This is a genomic window from Paucisalibacillus algeriensis, assembly GCF_000577245.1.
Taxonomy (GTDB): Bacteria; Bacillota; Bacilli; order Bacillales; family Amphibacillaceae; genus Ornithinibacillus.
Genome location: NZ_CBYO010000020.1, coordinates 95,161 through 114,128, shown reverse-complemented (window position 1 = coordinate 114,128; position 18,968 = coordinate 95,161). Strand labels below are relative to the sequence as shown.

The window sequence follows — 18,968 nt, the reverse complement described above, 5'->3', positions numbered from 1 at the left end:
GAAAACCTACTCCTGATCAGGATTACGTAAATAGTATCCAACGCCGCGACGTGTTACAATCCATGTTGGATTACTTGGATTCTCCTCTATTTTTTCGCGAAGTCTTCTTACTGTAACATCGACTGTTCTAACATCACCGAAATAATCATATCCCCATACTGTTTCTAATAAATGCTCTCTCGTCATTACTTGGCCAATGTGGCGAGCAAGGTAATGTAGTAACTCAAATTCACGATGAGTTAGTTCAATTTGCTTTCCATCCCTTGATACGGTGTAGGCATCCGGATGTATAGTTAAGGATCCGATGGAAATATCTTTGTTTTCTTTTCCTGGTTCTTCTGGTACATGTTGTTGTCTTCTCAGATTTGCTTTTACACGGGCAATTAATTCACGATTACTAAATGGCTTCGTGACATAGTCATCTGCACCTAGCTCTAATCCCAGTACCTTATCAATTTCCGAATCCTTTGCGGTTAGCATTATAATTGGAGTTGTCTTTGTTTTACGGATTTCTCGGCATACTTCATTACCATCTTTATTAGGTAACATGATGTCTAGCAAGATAAGATCAGGGTTTTCTGAATCTGCTAATTTAATTGCTTCATCTCCATCATTTGCCACAACTACTTCATAACCTTCTTTTTCTAAATTAAATTTCAATATATCTGCAATTGGTTGTTCATCGTCTACAACTAAAATTTTCTGTGCCACAATAACACTTCCTTTTTGGTTATTTATATATTAACTTATGCGTATTGATTAGATTGTATTTTCTCTATTTTAACTTACTTTTATTGAAATGTCTTGTTCCTTAAGGTCTATATATTAAGAGCTGATTTAGTCACTGATATTCATTATATAAAGATTACTTTCAACAACGTTCCATAGAAACAGCCTTATCAAAAAAGCTGGCTCATAATATGTATCATGAGTCAGCTCTTTATGCTTTATTAGTCTAAATAATTTAATGGATTTTGTAATTCACCATTCTCATATACTTCAAAGTGAAGATGGACTCCAGTAGAATTACCAGTGGATCCCATTACACCAATTTGTTGGCCAGTTTGAACGGTTTGTCCAACACTAACATCGATTGAAGAAAGGTGTGCATAGATTGTTTTCATACCATTATTATGATCAATTTCAATCTTATTACCAAATCCGCCTGAGTAACCTGCAGATACTACTGTTCCATTATCCGCTGCTAAGATAGAGCGATTAGATGGTCTAGCAATGTCTATTCCTTTATGGTATGAGCCCCAGCGGTATCCTACGTGACTTGAGATATAGCCACCAACTGTTGGCCATGAAAGGTTACCAGTTCCACGTGAAGGGATTACCTTTGTACCCTTTACAATTACCTTGTTAACAGGTTCTTTCGTAACTTCCTCTTCTAACACATCACGTTTAGCAACTTTTCCGTTACGAATTTCAATTGAATATTGAACAACCCTTTTACCGTCAGAACCTTGTTGTCTTACCTCTTCATCACCTTTAAATAATTCATCTGATTCAACTACTTCAGTTTCGTGAGCAATAGTTTCTTCCTTCTTTTCTTCTTTTAGAACAATAACATCAACAAATGGCTTCAATTCCGTAACGTTCAGTTCTTGTCCAATTTGAATTAAAGAATCTTCCTTAATAGACGGGTTTAACTCAAGTAATGATTCAAGGGATAAATCATATTGGGAGGCAATTTCTCCTAGCACTTCCCCTTCTTGAATGGTATGTTTTTCCTCTTTAAGAGTACCCTTTTCTAATAGCTTAAGTCCATCAGCTACGGTCAAAACTTCATCTGGTGCAACTTTTTTCGTAGAATATGAAACTTCCTTTGATAGAATAACGTCTAATATAATAGATTCACCTACTGCAAGGTCTGCTGGTTCTAAAGGAGTATCAGTGATTTGGGGACCATCTGACTCCATATCAGCAGCCTTCGCAGACTCCATTAATTTTAATGTTTCATCGTCTACATATTTTAGTTTGTAATCTTCAATAACCTTCAACGCATCATGCTCATCTTCAAAATACCCTACAACATCGTCACCTATTTTTAATTCCACTGCTTGAGCCTTTACCGTAAGATTCTCTTCTAAGTACTCTGCAATTGAAGAATTATTATATGTTGGATTAAATACTAACTCGGAAATGAGTTTGACATTTTCACCAATTGCTAGGTCGATTTCCTCATAAGTTTCTTTTGCTTGTTGAAGTTTGTTTTGCGTGATTTGGTTAACAATCTCCTGATCACTAATTTGTCCTATATGCTTTCCGTCAACATACACATGATGTACTGTTTCTACCTTATTTGAGTCTTCTGCAAAGACTATTCCGGTTGTTAGTACCGTTATGAGCCCAGTTGCAACGATGGATTTTTTTAGCAGGCTTCTCTTTTGCCTTCGCTCATCACCTTTTCCAAAGAACACCATATTTCCCCCTATTACTATAATTTTATATATATATATCTAAATCTAATGATGTATTTATATAGATTAAAAGACCTATTTATTTACTCTATTAATCTACCACAGTTTATTAGGGGAAGGAACAACATCCGCGCTTTTGTAATGAAAATGTATAATATGTAACAAAGTTTTTCAAAAAAGCTGTAATTTTTTATAAAATATTGTTAATTTCTTGGTGTTTCCGCCATTTTTATACATTTATTTTACAAATATGTAACAAACCGTAATATTTCGTAATAAAAAGGGGGAGCAATATGCCCCCCTATCTAACATAAAATATGAGTATTATCTTAACCTGCAGTACTCGCTTAACCTATAATTCCATTCTTATCTCTGGTTTAATTTCCGTAAACACCACGTATTAAATTTGTCTGTGTTCGGTCAGGTCCAACGGAAAAGATAGATAATGGCACCTGTGTTAACTGTGAAATTCTTTCAAGATAGTGTCTAGCATTATCTGGTAGTTCATGTAAGCTCTTGACACCCGTAATATCCTCTTTCCAACCAGGCATTTCTTCATAAACTGGTTCACATTCTGCTAGTACCTTTAAACTTGCGGGGAACTCCTCGATAACATTCCCTTTGTATTTATAAGCAACACAAATTTTTAAGCTTTCAATTCCAGTTAAAACATCGATTGAATTTAACGATAAATCTGTAATACCACTCACTCTTCTTGCATGTCTTACCACAACACTATCAAACCACCCAACACGACGGGGTCTACCTGTTGTTGTTCCGTATTCTCGACCTACTTCACGAATTTGATGCCCGATATCATTATGGAGTTCTGTCGGAAATGGTCCATCACCAACACGTGTTGTATATGCCTTTGATACACCAACTACATGATTAATTTTAGTTGGGCCGACACCAGATCCTATTGTTACACCACCTGCAATTGGATTAGAAGACGTAACAAATGGATATGTCCCTTGGTCAATGTCTAACATGACACCTTGGGCACCCTCGAATAATACACGTCTACCTTCATCAAGAGCATCATTTAATACGACAGATGTATCACAAACATATTTTGCCATTCTTTGCCCATATTCATAGTACTCCTCTAAAATCTCTTCCACATGGAGAGGTTCAACTTCATATATCTTTTCAAAAATACGATTTTTTTCATTTAAGTTTTGTTCTAATTTTGTACGGAAAACATCCTTATCAAGAAGATCTGCTATGCGTATACCAGTTCTAGCCGCTTTATCCATATAGGCCGGTCCGATACCTTTTCTCGTTGTGCCAATTTTATGTTCGCCTTTTTCTTCCTCTTGTAAATTATCTAACCTTAGATGGTAGGGTAAAATAACATGTGCTCTATTACTAATCCTTAAATTGTCAGTAGAAACGTGACGCTCGTGTAAATAGTTGATTTCATCTATGAATGCCTTTGGATCAATAACCATCCCATTTCCTAATACACATATTTTATCTTTATAGAAAATCCCCGATGGTATTAAATGGAGCTTATACGTTATCCCATTAAATTTAATCGTGTGACCTGCATTATTACCACCTTGATATCGGGCAACCACTTCCGCCTGTTGTGATAAATAATCTGTAATCTTTCCTTTACCTTCATCTCCCCATTGTGTTCCAACAACTACTACTGACGACATGACGCACCTCCACTAAATACATTTCATTGTATGGTTTTGTTTAGTTTCTCTCATTATTTTACCAGTTATGCATAACTCAATCAATGTAAAACACGAATTATAATATGAACTTTATTGTTATCGTTCGTAAATATGATATTTTTATTGATATTTTGCTCTTGAAAAGGTTTTACCGCAGTTTTTTGCCATTAATATTGGTATACGGCTATTTCATCAGCTGTAATAAGTCATTTGCTTTCCCGCTCCAAAATGTTTATGAGAATATAGCACCTTCCTAAACAATAAAAAAAACAGCCTTCACAAAAAAGGCTGTTATGCATGAATTGGTTCTGGTGGGATATCACTTGCTTGATAGCGATGATCCAAATCTACGAACTTATTATATTCTTTTACAAAGGCTAGTTCAACTGTACCAACAGGACCATTACGTTGTTTCGCAAGAATGATTTCAATTATATTTTGTTTCTCTGATTCCTTATCATAGTAATCATCACGATATAGGAAGCCAACGATGTCAGCATCCTGCTCGATACTTCCTGATTCACGAAGGTCAGACATCATCGGACGTTTGTCCTGACGTTGTTCTACACCACGGGAAAGCTGTGATAACGCAATAAGTGGAACATTTAGCTCACGGGCTAGTCCTTTTAAGGAACGGGAAATCTCAGAAACTTCTTGTTGACGGTTTTCACCTGGTTTACCACTACCAGCAATTAGCTGTAGGTAATCGATTAAGATCATGCCAAGACCGTGTTCTTGCTTTAAACGACGACACTTGGAACGGATTTCACTCACACGAATACCAGGTGTATCATCAATATAAATTCCGGCATTGGACAAGCTACCCATTGCCATTGTTAGTTTACTCCAATCATCTGCCTCTAGCTTACCATTACGAAGACGAGATGCATCAATATTACCTTCTGCACAAAGAATACGTTGGACTAATTGGTCTGCTCCCATCTCCAAACTAAAGATGGCTACATTCTCATCGGTCTTCGTTGCTACGTTTTGCGCAATATTTAAGGCAAATGCGGTTTTACCAACAGATGGACGTGCGGCAATAATGATTAAATCATTTCGTTGGAATCCAGAAGTCATCTTATCTAATTCACGATATCCAGTCGGTACACCAGTTACATCTCCATTACTTCGATGAAGGGTTTCAATCTTATCATAAACCTCGATCAGGACATCCTTAATTACCTTGAAGCTTCCGGTGTTCTTTCTTCCAGATACATCTAAAATGCTCTTTTCCGCTTCATTTAGAACATCTTCTACCTCATCTTCTCGCTGAAAGGTAGTCGTAACAATATCGGTTGCAGTTCGAATTAAACGGCGAAGTATTGCTTTTTCCTCGACGATTTTAGCATAATATTCAATATTCGCAGCAGTCGGTACGCTTTCTGCTAACTGAGTTAGGTAGGAAACACCGCCTGCTTCTTCTAATTGCTGAGTATTGGAAAGAGCTGTTGTTACGGTAACTAGGTCAATCGGTTCTCCCTTATCCCCAAGCCTCAACATTGTTTCAAAAATTCGTTGGTGACTTGCACGATAAAAGTCACCCGGCATGAGTAGTTCAGATGCTGTTGAAAATGCCTCTGGTTCAAGAAAGATTGCACCGATAACGGCTTGTTCCGCTTCAATATTATGTGGTGGAGTTCTGTCATTCCATTCACTCATGATTTGTTTCCTCCTTTAACCGTTGAGACGCATGATATCTTATTGTTCAACAACATGTACTTTAACCGTCCCTGTCACTTCTGGGTGAAGTTTAATCGGGACATTGGTGTAGCCTAAAGCACGAATTGGTTGATCTAATTCTAATTTACGTTTATCTGTTTTAATACCATGATCTTTATTTAAGGCGTCTGCAATTTGTTTACTTGTTATAGAGCCAAATAATCTTCCACCATCACCAGATTTGGCTTTGATGGTTACTTCTAGACTTTCAATCTTTTTCTTCAGTTGTTCTGCATTCTCTTTTTCTTGTTGTTCTAGCTGCTTTGATTTACGTTTTTGAGCTTCCAAAGCTTTTATATTACCTGATGTTGCTTCTTCCGCAAGATTATTTTTTAATAAGTAGTTTCTTGCATATCCATCTGATACATTTTTAACTTCACCTTTTTTACCTTTTCCTTTAACATCTTGTAGAAATATTACTTTCATACCGATTCGCTCCCCTCATAATATTCATCTAATATATCTCTTAATTGAGCTTCTACTTCTTCTACTGTTGTATCCTCTAATTGTGTAGCAGCATTGGTTAAATGTCCGCCACCATTCATTTGTTCCATAATAATTTGAACATTTATTTCCCCTAATGAACGAGCACTAATACCAATTTTTCCGTCCTTACGTTCAGCAATGACAAATGATGCTGATATCCCTGTCATTGATAATAATGTATCAGCTGTTTGGGCAATTAATACTGGCCCATAAGTATCACCATGATTAGCTCTAATAATGGCAATGGAGCCACGATAAATTTTTGCCCGCTCAATAAGTTTACTGCGCTTTATATATAATTCCAAGTCTTCTTTTAAGAATTGCTGAACAAGTACCGTATCGGCACCTTTTGCACGTAAGTAAGATGCAGCATCGAATGTTCTTGAACCTGTTCTTAAGGTAAAACTCTTTGTATCTACTATAATACCGGATAGTAATGCTGTTGCTTCCAGCATTTTCAACTTTTCACCTTTTGGTTGGTACTCTAGAAGTTCCGTTACTAACTCTGCAGTCGATGAAGCATATGGTTCCATATAAACCAACGTAGTATTTTCAATAAATTCCTCCGCACGCCTATGATGGTCAATAACAACTTTATATTCCGATTTACTCAATAAACGCTTGCTAACAACCATAGAAGGTTTGTGTGTATCAACAACAACAATTAAACTACGACTAGTAATTAGGTCTTCTGCTGCATCAGGGTCGATAAAGTGTTGCCAAATATTAGGTTCTGCCTTAATTGCCTCCACTAATCGGTACACTCCTGTACTCACATCATCTGGATCAAAGACAATATACCCATCCACCCCATTCGTCCGGGCAATGTTTAATATTCCAATCGCCGAACCGATCGAATCCATATCTGGTGCTTGATGTCCCATAATAATAACACGATCACTGGCTCTGACTAAATCCCTTAATGCATGTGAAATAACTCTAGCCCTAACTCGCGTACGCTTTTCCATTGGATTGGTTTTTCCACCATAAAACCTAACCTTACCACTATCATCTTTAATGGCAACCTGGTCACCACCACGCCCAAGTGCTAAGTCAAGGCTTGATTGTGCCAGCTGACCTAATTCAGGTAATGTTGCATTTCCTACTCCTACCCCTATACTCAACGTTATTGGTATATCTAGTTCAGAGTTTAACTCATGCATATCATCTAAAATATCAAACTTAGTTTGTTCTAATCGCCCTAAGATTTCCTTTGTACCGACAGCTAAGAATCGGTCTTGTGATGTCCGCTTTAAATATAATCCAAATGAATGGGACCACTGATTTAAAAAGGAGGTAACTTCTGAGTTCAATTGACTCTTAATTGTATCTTCCATATTCTGTGAGATTTCATCATAATTATCTAGGAATATGAAGAATAATACCGTCTGTTCATTTTGATATAATGACTCAACTTCGGCCTGTTCTGTGCGATCGAATAAATAGATTAATCGTTCGTCTCTCTTTACAATCGTTTGAAATTCAAAGTCTCCAAGCTGAATACGAGCATCCTCATGGTTCTCTTTGATAATAGGGATAAGATCCTCCGAAATTAAATTTAATGACTCTCCAACTATGGTGTCTTCTTCAGTAAATTGATGCATATAATGGTTTGTCCATTCCACTGTATACTCATCACTAAATAAAATAATTCCAATAGGCATTTCTAGTAATGCTTCTTCTCCTACCTTTTTAACTCGGTAAGATAAGGTAGATATATATTTATTTGTTTCATCGGATAATTTTCTTTCCACACGAATGGAATAGTAAAATGACAATACTAAAAAAACGGTCATTATACTACCAAGTATCCATTCGTAGTACCATATAAACCCAAGTAAAATAATCGATACAGCATATATTAGCCATAAATGATTACTTAACTTCGGTCGCTTCTTCAAATCTGACATTATTTTCAGCTCCTATTAATGAGCAACTCTTTATCGTTCATGTACTACTATTTTACCATACGTTCTCTTAGGCCAAACCCTAAATCTATTATACCTAAGATTCGAACCAGAGGTAGTAGTATTGGTGCAAAAAGAACTGCCAATACTATAGCAATAATTGGTATTGCCTTCGAAAGTTTTTTATGGTGTGAGTAAAAGAATATGAACGAAAACCCTTGTAGTATCATTAATAAACCCGTTAACATAATAATATTTTGTAGAGCAATAAAAAATGTACCACTCGTTTCGGTTTGGAACAGCGTACCTATAATAGCAAATAAGTGAATCCAAATTATACTCGTTGGAAAACGTAAATTTCGAAACTTTGGAAACCGCAATTGTTTGCGTTCTATTCGATTTAGAATTTTATAACTGACCCACTGATTGATAAGGGCTAGTAAAATCGAAGAAAATACAATAAATACTGGTATTAATTGTTTGTATATATTCATTTGTTGCTCTATCAGGTTAAATTGTTCCTCGGAAACTTCTCCCATTCCGAAAGTCATCATCATTTCTTTACTCATAACCAACGATTCATTTACGATTAAGTTAAATTCTTCTATTATATTGATCTGAAGTACTACGTAAGCAAATACAAAGATGATTAAAATTCCAGTAGCAAATCCTATTGTCCCTCTAGCCCATGTCTCGTAGGGTGACTTTTTGCGATGGATTCCAGAACCAATCATAATTCCACCTAATCCCGATAAAATAGGTAAAGGCAGCGATAGTATGGTTGCAAAAAGTATTGATAATACTATAACAACAAAAAGCATGATTAAAGAAGGCTTCCAATCATACTTTGCCGCAAAAATGACAAATGGAACTGCTAGTAAAAACATAGTGAAGAATGATAGTACTGGAACAAACACGGTAATGAGTAACAGTACGATAAAAATGCTTGAGAGTAGTGCTCCATCTGTTAGTTGTTTCGATTTATTCATCCAGTATGCACCTCATATTTTATTAGAAAGTTTATTGTAATATGATAACATGAATAAAAACCTATATGGTATTAGAATGAGTACTTTAATAGAGATTGATGCAATATGAGGGGCAAATAAATAGAAGTTCAAGAAGAAAAGTTACGTATTGTTCAAGCTTTAATTGACAACTTCCATTATAATATAAAGGAAGACATAATTAAAGGATTGAATAACAAATGGTTTTGTGGAAGACATTCTTATCTAGTTTACAGTTACCAAGAAAACAGTCGGTATTTAAATTAAATCGAATACCAATGGATATTACCGTTTTTTATATGTTTATTATGCTTTTTATCGTTTCTATTCCCTCATTGATTGATCGATTAACAGAAACATCTAGTATCGGCTCGGATATGAATATTGTGTTTAAGTTAATTTATTTCTTTATGTTTTATTATCTACCATTAACTATTATGGTGTTCTTATTGATTACTTTGCTTGCTTACCTGTTTACTTGGATCGCTAAAAGCATGCAACGTAAGCTAAAACTACAGATCTTTTGGAAAATGATAGCTTATTCCACTACCATACCATTTATTCTATATACGGTAATCGCCATTATTACTCCTATTAGTGACTCGTATTTGCTACTTTCAATGGTATTTACCTTTGTACTTTTGTTTAAGATTATTAATGTTTATCCGAAGCGTAAAAAATAAGGGAACTTTTAATCAAACTACTCGTTAACTAGACATTTTGGATAGAGCACCGTACCCGCTTCGGAAATACACTCCGCACTCGCTGAGCGGCTGGTGAGCCTCCTCAGAGCTAAAGCTCTTGCGGGGTCTCACCGATGCCTATCCTCCCGCAGGAGTCTCCGTGTATTTCCTTCGCTAGTAAAGAAATGTTACAAGTCATATTCAATAACCAACTATAATTAGAAAACTAAACCAGCGCAGGCAGAATACGGAGACTCCTGCTGGAATAGCACGTGTCCGAAGACCCCGCAGAGGCGAACATTCCTCGAGGAGGCTGAGGCCGGGCCCGCGGAAAGCGGAGTATTCTGCCGGAGCGGTATCGTTCCACAATACTCATTAACCATGTGGTAATAACACTAGATACCGAACAGTTTCTATTAAATAGCAACATACTTTACGAATATAGCCTTAATAAAAAAGCCTCTATAGGAAATCCTATAAAGGTCTTTTTTTATTACTCACCGACATATGGCAATAAAGCCATTTGACGAGCACGTTTAATTGCAATTGTAAGTTTACGTTGATATTTTGCAGAAGTTCCAGTTACACGACGAGGAAGAATTTTTCCACGTTCAGAAATGAAACGCTTTAGAAGATCAACGTCTTTGTAATCGATGTTTGTAATACCGTTAGCTGTGAAGAAACACACTTTACGGCGTTTACCACCGCGTCCACGACGAGCTGCCATTGATAACCCTCCCTTTTAAAAAAATGGTTATATATCATTCACATTATTATTTAGAATGGTAAATCATCATCAGAAATATCAATTGGCTCACCATTATCTTTAAATGGGTCATCCTCGTATTGATTCTGATTTCTATTTGGATTTTGGTTCTGATTTGGCTGGAATCCTGGTGAAGAATATGAACCTTGTCCTCCTCCACCTTGGGAAGAAGAGCCTTTAGATTCTAAAAATTGTACACTATCCGCGACAACTTCTGTTATATAAACCATTTTTCCATCTTGACCTTCAAATGAACGAGTTTGAATTCGTCCATCTACGCCAATCATACTACCTTTTTTCATAAAGTTTGCAAGGTTTTCTGCTGGTCTTCTCCAAATGACACAGTTGATGAAATCTGCTTCTCTATTTCCCTGTTGGTTGGAAAAAGGGCGATTTACTGCAACGGTAAAGTTAGCAACTGCCGTTCCACTCTGTGTATAACGTAAATCAGGATCCTTCGTTAACCTGCCGACAAGTACGACACGATTTAACATCAGAACCACTCCTTATTATTTATCATCTTCTCGAATTGCGATATGACGAATAATGTCTTCAGAGAACTTAGCTAGACGATCAAATTCATTAACTGATTTTTCATCGCCAGAGAAGTTAATTAGAACATAATATCCATCACGGTAATCGTTAATTTCATATGCTAGGCGTTTTTTGCCTACTTCTTTAACTTTTTCAATCTCCGCCCCGTTATCAGTTAAGATACCGTTGAAACGCTCAATAACAGCTGCTTGAGCTTCTTCTTCCATGTCTGGGCGGATGATGTACATGATTTCATACTTTCTCATCCGTTACACCTCCTTTTGGTCTTAGCGGCCCTTATTTATGTCAATAAGAGCAAGGAGTAATTTACTTTCATTACTCACAATAGTGTATTATACCAAAAATTATATGAATTAACAAGTCTTCGAGAGATCCTTTTTTACGTTAGCGCTAGATTACACATATTACATTACACATTAAATCGGAAGTGAATTACATCGCCATCTTGAACAATGTATTCTTTTCCTTCTAAGCGTACTTTCCCTTTTTCGCGTGCGTGTCCCATTGATCCAGCTTCCATAAGGTCACCATATGAAACTGTCTCGGCGCGAATAAATCCTCTTTCAAAATCAGTATGAATAATTCCTGCTGCTTGTGGTGCTTTCATTCCTTTTCGGAACGTCCAAGCACGGACTTCTTGTTCTCCAGCTGTAAAGTATGTTGCTAATCCTAATAAGCTGTAAGAAGCTTTAATTAATTTATCAAGACCAGATTCTGTGATACCTAACTCGTCTAAATACATTTCCTTTTCATCTTGATCCAATTCTGCTATTTCTTCTTCAATTCTGGCACAAATTACAATAACCTCTGCACCCTCATTGGCAGCATATTCTTTTACCTTTATTACATTAGGATTAGAATCAGGATCTGCTACTTCATCTTCACCAACATTTGCCACATAAAGCATTGGCTTACTAGTTAGTAGATGAAGTCCTTTTACCATTTTTTGTTGTTCATCCGTAAACTCTAAAGCACGAACTGGCTTCTCTTCTTCTAAACCAGTCTTAATCTTAGAAAGCACTTCAAATTCTACTAATGCATCCTTGTCCTTTTGTCTTGCTAGTTTTTCTACACGTTGATATCGTTTATTGACGGATTCCAAGTCTGCAAGAATCAGCTCCAAATTGATGATTTCTATATCATCGATAGGATCAACTTTTCCAGATACATGGGTAATATTCTCATCAATAAAACAACGTACCACTTGGCAAATTGCGTCAACTTGACGGATATGAGATAGGAATTGATTTCCTAACCCTTCACCTTTACTCGCACCCTTTACAATCCCTGCAATATCCGTAAATTCAAAAGTTGTTGGGACTGTTTTCTTCGGTTTAACTAATTCAGTTAGTTTATTTAAGCGCTCATCAGGCACTTCAACCATACCTACATTCGGGTCAATTGTAGCAAATGGATAGTTTGCTGCTTCAGCCCCTGCTTGCGTTATTGCATTAAATAATGTAGATTTTCCTACGTTGGGAAGTCCGACGATTCCTGCTGTTAATGCCATTTGTTTCCACTCCTTAAGGATTCCATTCATCTAGAACGCGTTCATTAGTTTAATTATAGATTTTGGTTAGGAAAAAGACAAGCTAGCAAAACGCAAAAATAGGCCTCGAGATGAAGCCTATTTTTGCGTTTTTACCCTATTATTTTTATATTTTTCTATATATCTATGAACATATTTTACCATTTTGCAGTAAAAAAGTCCATTTGTACAAGTTAATTTGAAGCCTTTTCTAACACCTTTTTCATTTTCTTGGCAAATTCTTTTCTTGGAATCATGACGCTATGGTCACACCCCATACACTTTATCCGAATATCCATACCCATACGGATTATTTTCCATCGGTTTTCTCCACATGGATGGGGTTTTTTCATTTGTACAATATCATGTAATTCAAATTCCTTTTCCACCATTTGTACTTCCCCTTTTATATTTCTATTTTCAGCGTATTTAAAATAGCTTCTTGTCAGCTTGAACTCAGTAACTATTGAAGAATTAAAAGAATAATCGATTATTTGTCTGTTTTATACCACAAGGGAAACAATAACAGTCTTGTGAGAACGTATAAGTTTAACAAACCATAAAGTGGATATAACACACTAACTAAGGTTGAAAATCCGAGTGTTGTTAATGGTATCATTGTAGCTAAAATAATGATGACAAGCAACCAAAATGGTATGTTAAAGTAACTTGCAACTCTAGTTGTAAGCCCTAGGACTCCAGATGCAGCTGTTGTAAAAATTGCAAACCATAATAGTATAGTCATAAAGAGCACCATATGAAAAGGATAGTTACTTAATATTGCAAAAAGCGGAATCTCAAATACAAGTACTTCTTCAGCAATCTGAATTAAACTATTATTATAAATGTATGTAACAATACCTAATATTAGTCCACTCCCTACACTAGCCACCCAAATTTCACCCTTAGTGTTTATTTTATCTCCAATTGCTCCTAATACCGCAATTAATGGGAGAATATTAAGTGCTGTAAATGGAAATGCAGCTGTCCAATTATGTTGTTCACGCCAATGAGAAAACAAGTGTAGATTTTGATCAAATGTATAAGATAGTAGCACATACAGCAATCCAATAATTAGGATTGGTAATATAAACTGGTTGATAGTAAGCAAGCCACTAATGTCTTTTAAAAATAATATAAAAAGCATAATAGCAATAAAAGCTACCCCCCACCAGTATGGAAGGTTAAATGCTTGTCCTGTTGCACCACTACCAGACATCATAACTACTGTAGTTGTATATAGGTAGATAAAGATCATGACATCATAAACTCTTGATAGTTTCTTACCTACTATATCTTTTAATACTGGTCTGTACTCTGTTGTTGCTTTATGATAACTAAGGGACATAATGACATACAGCGAGACAATAAAAAATATCACGAATAAGGTGATAGCCAGTCCACTTCCATGGCCAAAGAACTCCCATAATTCTCTCCCTGATGCATATCCTGCTCCAATGGTTGTCCCAATTATCAGAAACATCCATTTTAATCCTGATTTCCACATATTTTCTCCCCCATTTTATGTATGTATCCGTATATGAACCCACTTTTTTTTGACGGTCAATTAATCTTTTGCAAAAAGTTTTTAGTTGCACTAGAAGTATAAAATAGCTATCTAGTCCGTATACTAATAACAATATGTTTGCGGAGGAGAACCTATGAATCTAAAGAGTCGTTTAACGCAAAATAACGAATCCATAAGGATGTTACATACGGACCCAAACCTATGCAGCACAATGAGTGAACAAATTATTTCTTGGTTTCCAAAGACACCAAAAGAATATGTCGTTGTATGCGTAGGAACAGATCGTTCCACTGGTGATTCCCTAGGACCTTTAATTGGAAGTTACTTGCTAGATAAAAAACTAAGACATATGACAGTATATGGGACATTACATGATCCTGTACATGCAACAAATCTTGAAGAATACATTCAGTTAATTAATATGCAGCATAAGAATGCTTTTGTAATCGCCGTTGACGCTTGTTTAGGGAAAACAAGTTCTGTAGGTCAAGTAATTGCATGTGTCGGAGCTCTAAAGCCAGGAGCGGCCTTAAACAAGCCCCTACCACCAATTGGAGATATTCATGTTACTGGAGTTGTTAATATAAGTGGTTTTATGGAATACTCAGTCCTACAAAATACAAGACTTTCTATTGTGGTAGAAATGGCTAAAAACATCGCCAACATGTTCGATACTATTGATCAACAGCTCACAGCAAGTTATGTTTCCCCTGCAGTTCTAATGCCAAGACCAAGAAAGAAACCAATATAAAAAGGACTGAAATCAAATCAGTCCTTTACCGTTCAAATCAATTGATAAATATAATAAACTATTCCTACCGTAATAATAGAAGGTAATAGATTACCAATTCTTATTTGGACAACCTTCAACATATTTAGCCCTATTGCGACAATTAGTAATCCACCAACAGCTGTCAATTCAATTATAAGCCCATTCAGGAAAACTTCAGGAACCCATCGTTCAATTTGTGTAGCAAGTAATGCAATTGTTCCTTGATAAAGCAATACCGGAATGACTGACAACGCTACTCCGGCCCCTAAAGTAGTAGTTAATACTAATGCAGTAAAGCCATCTAATATACCTTTTGTAATTAATACTTCATGATCGCCACGTATCCCACTGTCTAAAGCTCCAATAATGGCCATTGCCCCTACGACAAAAATTAGTGAAGCCGTCACAAACCCCTGTGAGAAAGATTCCTTACTGGCATTTGTTTTGATTCTGCTTCCTATCCAGTTACCAAACTGATTGAGCTTTCCTTCTACATCTAATAGTTCACCTATAATCGCACCGGATAATAAGCTTAACAAAACCACTACTATCACTTGTGTAGAGAATGCCATCTGTAACCCAATCAACACTACTGCTAAACCTATTCCATGCATGACCGTTTCTTTGTAGCGTTCTGGAATCTTGGTAAACAACAACCCTAACAAACTCCCTACAAGTATTAATGCACCATTTACTAACGTCCCGAATAAAGCCATTACATTCCCCTCTCTCTCTAGCTGAAACTCTACTAAACTATTCTATTTCTAAAATGTTTCACGTGAAACATTCTTAATATTAACTAATAATACTATGTATCTCAGACATTTGTCTATACGTTATAAATTGAATGGAGACTTCATAAATTATGGACTTCATTAGGCATAACAGTATTTCAAATTCAGTTTGGTTCCCTTAATATAGAAGAGAGCAATTGACTAATCAATTCCTCCCCTACCCTAATTTGATATCTGCTTAGAAAGTACAACCTCTATCTTGCAAATCTGGATATCATAGTCATCTTTACAATTTAGCATACAATCATTACAAGATAAACAGTATGTTTTTCTCTTATGTTTACTATCAAAACAAAAAAGAACTGGAGAATTGGTATCTCGCAGTTCAATAAAATGATGTTGATTTATCCCTCTAATGTATCAATAATACGGTCTAGATCGTCATCCGTATAAAATTCGATTTCAATCTTACCTTTTCGTTTCCCTCTTTGAATAGAAACTGCAGTGCCTAGTTTTTCTCGCAAGACTGACTCTCTTTCTTGTAAAAAGATGTCTTTCTTGGGCTTGAGCTTTTTCTTAACTGGCTTCTCATTTAGGATAATGATCAGTTTTTCAACTTGTCTCACATTCAACTTTTCATTGCGAATCTTATTTACTAATGGTACTACTTTATCCTTATCCTTTAAACCAAGTAATGCTCGCCCATGCCCCATGGAGAGTTCCCCATTATTGATATAGGAAATAATTGGGTCAGGCAAACCGAGAAGACGTACCATATTTGCGATATGTGAGCGACTCTTTCCAAGACGTTTAGATAATTCTTCTTGCGTAATATTTAATTCCTTCATCAAATTAGCATATGCTTGTCCCTCTTCAATTGGTGATAAATCCTCACGTTGAAGGTTTTCCAGTAATGCTAGTTCCATCATTTTTTCATCGGTAAGTTCTTTTACAATTGCGGGAACTTCCGTTAACCCAGCTTCCTTTGCTGCACGAAAACGTCTCTCTCCTACAACAATTTCAAACCCTTTAATGCTTTTACGAACAATTAAGGGTTGAATTATACCGAATTCCAAAATAGATTCTTTAAGTTCTTCAATAGAATCAGTGTTAAAAGTCTTTCTAGGCTGATAAGGATTTGGTCTACACTCCTTAATCGGCAATTGTTGAACAACATCATCATCTTTTTCCTCTATTTCAGGAAAAAATGCATCTAATCCTCTACCCAACCCTCGTGCCATTAGCCATCACTTCCTTCGCCAATTCAAGATATACTTCTGCACCTTTAGACTTTGGATCATATGTGATTATTGGTTGCCCGTGACTTGGTGCTTCACCTAATCGAATATTTCTAGGAATAATAGAATTATAGACTTTATCTTGGAAGTATTTTTTAACCTCCTCAATTACTTGTAAGCCTAGATTCGTTCTAGCATCAAGCATTGTAAGGAGTACTCCTTCTATCATTAATTCTTTATTCAAATGTTTTTGCACTAAACGGATCGTATTTAGTAACTGACTAAGTCCTTCAAGTGCGTAGTATTCACATTGTACTGGGATTAGAACTGTATCTGAAGCGGTTAATGCGTTAAGAGTTAAAAGACCAAGTGAAGGCGGACAATCTATAATAATATAGTCATAGTAATCTCGTAATTCATCTAAAGCCTTTTTCAATCTAATTTCACGAGAGATAGTTGGTACCAATTCAATCTCTGCCCCTGCAAGTTGAATAGTTGCAGGAATAATATCAAGATTGTCAACAATAGTTGGTACACATACCTCACGAGCTGATAAATCTTCTACTAAAACATTATATACACATTGATTCATATCTGCCTTATTTATACCAACCCCACTAGTTGCGTTACCTTGTGGGTCTATGTCTACTAACAACACTTTGTTTCCTAAGTATGCTAAGCAGGCACTTAGATTAACTGATGAAGTCGTTTTTCCTACGCCACCCTTTTGATTGGCGATAGACATAATCTTCCCCATGATTTCACCTACCTAAAACAATATACTATTTATTTTATCACTTTTTCTCTTATAAAAACTATTAAATTTATCTTTTTTATTAAAATGAAATATTTCATGCCAGTATTCCAATAAAATATGCATGAATAGCACATAAAAATCCCCACCTAACACGAGATGGGGCAACTATTATTTCTTTTTTGGTATTTTAATGGTGATTTGATAATAATCATCTAAATCCTGCTCATCCGATTCTATATCAATACCAGTGTCAGAAACCATGCTTAAGGATTGTCTAATCGTGTTCATCGCAATCCGGATATCTTTATTAACACCCTTTAATTTAGGTTTCCTTTTTTTAGGCTTTTCTTGATCGTTCATTAGTTTATTAATTCGTTCTTCTGTCTGTTTTACATTCAAATCATGTTCAACAATCTCTTGAAGAAGTTTTATTTGAACTTCCTCATCTTTTAGTTTGATTAATGCCCGAGCATGTCTTTCTGTAATATGCTTCCGTAACAGTGCCTCTTGCACTTGTTCTGGTAGCTTTAATAACCGCAGTTTATTCGCGATGGTAGATTGATTTTTCCCTAATCGCTGTGCTAAGGCTTCTTGGGTTAGCCCTTGTAACTCTAATAATTTTGCATATGCTACTGCTTCTTCAATAACAGTTAATTCTTCACGTTGTAAGTTTTCTATAAGAGCAACTGAGGCGGTCTGGGTATCATTCATCTCACGGATGATTGCAGAAACATTTTCCCAACCAAGAAGTTGAACAGCACGCCATCTACGTTCCCCTGCAATTATTTCAAATTTACCATCTTCTACTTTTCGTACAACAATTGGTTGAATAATACCATGAGTATTAATGGTCTTTGCAAGTTCTTCAATTTTTTCTTCATTGAAAACAGATCTGGGCTGATACCTATTTGGCTGTATTTGTTCTACCGGAAGTTGCATTACTTCATCTGGATGATAGGTCTCCTCTTCAACTACTTCGTTATCCTTTTCCCCGATTCCAAATATCCGGTTAAATGGACTTACCATCAGCAGACACCACCTTTATCATAATAAGATAGATTTATAGTTGTTTTTCACTATGAATCTATGATTATCTCTATTTGAAATACAATGTTTCACGTGAAACATTTAGAAAATGCTATGTATTTATCTCCACGTAATCCATTATAGT

19 protein-coding genes are annotated in these 18,968 nt (G+C 36.0%); 2 read left to right on the top strand and 17 right to left on the bottom strand.

Features of this window, described 5'->3' with window-relative positions:
* Positions 1–6: 6 nt before the first annotated feature.
* The 7 genes from yycF to TY11_RS14655 all read right to left on the bottom strand — a co-directional run bounded on the left by yycF (position 7) and on the right by TY11_RS14655 (position 9,218).
* A complete protein-coding gene (yycF, locus tag TY11_RS14685; protein WP_042147725.1) occupies positions 7–711 on the bottom strand; it encodes a response regulator YycF in 705 nt (234 codons plus the stop codon).
* 239 nt (positions 712–950) lie between these two features.
* Positions 951–2,429: a peptidoglycan DD-metalloendopeptidase family protein gene (locus tag TY11_RS14680; protein ID WP_042147722.1), complete on the bottom strand. Its 1,479-nt coding sequence runs from the start codon at positions 2,427–2,429 to the stop codon at positions 951–953.
* 374 nt (positions 2,430–2,803) lie between these two features.
* A complete protein-coding gene (locus TY11_RS14675) occupies positions 2,804–4,093 on the bottom strand; it encodes an adenylosuccinate synthase (protein ID WP_042147719.1) in 1,290 nt (429 codons plus the stop codon).
* Positions 4,094–4,405: 312 nt separating this feature from the next.
* Complete coding sequence (gene dnaB, locus TY11_RS14670) at positions 4,406–5,776, bottom strand: replicative DNA helicase (protein ID WP_042147716.1); 1,371 nt, start codon at positions 5,774–5,776, stop codon at positions 4,406–4,408.
* A gap of 39 nt (positions 5,777–5,815) precedes the next feature.
* The gene (gene rplI / locus TY11_RS14665) at positions 5,816–6,262 is read right to left on the bottom strand and encodes a 50S ribosomal protein L9 (protein WP_042147713.1); all 447 of its coding nucleotides are present in this window, start codon (positions 6,260–6,262) and stop codon (positions 5,816–5,818) included.
* Positions 6,259–8,232 (bottom strand): DHH family phosphoesterase, encoded by a 1,974-nt coding sequence (locus tag TY11_RS14660; RefSeq protein WP_042147710.1) that lies wholly within the window; start codon positions 8,230–8,232, stop codon positions 6,259–6,261. The genes rplI and TY11_RS14660 overlap by 4 nt, the downstream gene beginning before the upstream one ends.
* Before the next feature lie 47 nt (positions 8,233–8,279).
* Positions 8,280–9,218, bottom strand: a complete 939-nt coding sequence (locus tag TY11_RS14655; protein ID WP_042147706.1) for a YybS family protein — start codon at positions 9,216–9,218, stop codon at positions 8,280–8,282.
* Positions 9,219–9,436: 218 nt separating this feature from the next.
* Here TY11_RS14655 and TY11_RS14650 point away from each other — a divergent pair, with 218 nt between their 5' ends.
* Positions 9,437–9,919: a DUF1189 family protein gene (locus tag TY11_RS14650; RefSeq protein WP_042147704.1), complete on the top strand. Its 483-nt coding sequence runs from the start codon at positions 9,437–9,439 to the stop codon at positions 9,917–9,919.
* Between the two features lie 493 nt (positions 9,920–10,412).
* Here the strand turns inward: TY11_RS14650 and rpsR are convergent, their stop codons facing one another.
* The 6 genes from rpsR to TY11_RS14620 all read right to left on the bottom strand — a co-directional run bounded on the left by rpsR (position 10,413) and on the right by TY11_RS14620 (position 14,275).
* Positions 10,413–10,646 (bottom strand): 30S ribosomal protein S18, encoded by a 234-nt coding sequence (gene rpsR, locus TY11_RS14645; RefSeq protein WP_026908452.1) that lies wholly within the window; start codon positions 10,644–10,646, stop codon positions 10,413–10,415.
* Between the two features lie 50 nt (positions 10,647–10,696).
* Positions 10,697–11,179, bottom strand: coding sequence for a single-stranded DNA-binding protein (gene ssb, locus TY11_RS14640; RefSeq protein ID WP_042147700.1), 483 nt, complete (start codon positions 11,177–11,179; stop codon positions 10,697–10,699).
* Positions 11,180–11,194: 15 nt separating this feature from the next.
* Positions 11,195–11,485 carry a 30S ribosomal protein S6 gene (gene rpsF / locus TY11_RS14635; protein ID WP_042147698.1) on the bottom strand — a complete coding sequence of 97 codons (291 nt, stop codon included), beginning with the start codon at positions 11,483–11,485 and terminating at the stop codon, positions 11,195–11,197.
* Between the two features lie 164 nt (positions 11,486–11,649).
* Positions 11,650–12,750: a redox-regulated ATPase YchF gene (gene ychF, locus TY11_RS14630; RefSeq protein ID WP_042147695.1), complete on the bottom strand. Its 1,101-nt coding sequence runs from the start codon at positions 12,748–12,750 to the stop codon at positions 11,650–11,652.
* 212 nt (positions 12,751–12,962) lie between these two features.
* A complete protein-coding gene (locus tag TY11_RS14625) occupies positions 12,963–13,160 on the bottom strand; it encodes a DUF951 domain-containing protein (RefSeq protein WP_042147692.1) in 198 nt (65 codons plus the stop codon).
* 98 nt (positions 13,161–13,258) lie between these two features.
* The gene (locus TY11_RS14620; RefSeq protein WP_042147690.1) at positions 13,259–14,275 is read right to left on the bottom strand and encodes a YkvI family membrane protein; all 1,017 of its coding nucleotides are present in this window, start codon (positions 14,273–14,275) and stop codon (positions 13,259–13,261) included.
* Positions 14,276–14,429: 154 nt separating this feature from the next.
* On the opposite strand from TY11_RS14620, the gene yyaC reads away from it, so the two are divergent.
* On the top strand, positions 14,430–15,047 hold the full coding sequence (gene yyaC / locus TY11_RS14615) for a spore protease YyaC (RefSeq protein WP_042147687.1): 618 nt from the start codon (positions 14,430–14,432) through the stop codon (positions 15,045–15,047).
* A gap of 32 nt (positions 15,048–15,079) precedes the next feature.
* Here the strand turns inward: yyaC and TY11_RS14610 are convergent, their stop codons facing one another.
* The 4 genes from TY11_RS14610 to noc form a co-directional block, all read right to left on the bottom strand.
* Complete coding sequence (locus TY11_RS14610) at positions 15,080–15,784, bottom strand: DUF554 domain-containing protein (protein WP_042147684.1); 705 nt, start codon at positions 15,782–15,784, stop codon at positions 15,080–15,082.
* A 422-nt stretch (positions 15,785–16,206) separates the two neighbouring features.
* Positions 16,207–17,043: a ParB/RepB/Spo0J family partition protein gene (locus tag TY11_RS14605; protein WP_042147680.1), complete on the bottom strand. Its 837-nt coding sequence runs from the start codon at positions 17,041–17,043 to the stop codon at positions 16,207–16,209.
* Complete coding sequence (locus TY11_RS14600; protein WP_042147677.1) at positions 17,024–17,797, bottom strand: ParA family protein; 774 nt, start codon at positions 17,795–17,797, stop codon at positions 17,024–17,026. Before TY11_RS14600 ends, TY11_RS14605 begins: the two co-directional genes overlap by 20 nt.
* Before the next feature lie 168 nt (positions 17,798–17,965).
* Entirely contained in the window at positions 17,966–18,823 is an 858-nt protein-coding gene (gene noc / locus TY11_RS14595; RefSeq protein WP_042147673.1) for a nucleoid occlusion protein, read from the bottom strand.
* Positions 18,824–18,968: the final 145 nt, after the last annotated feature.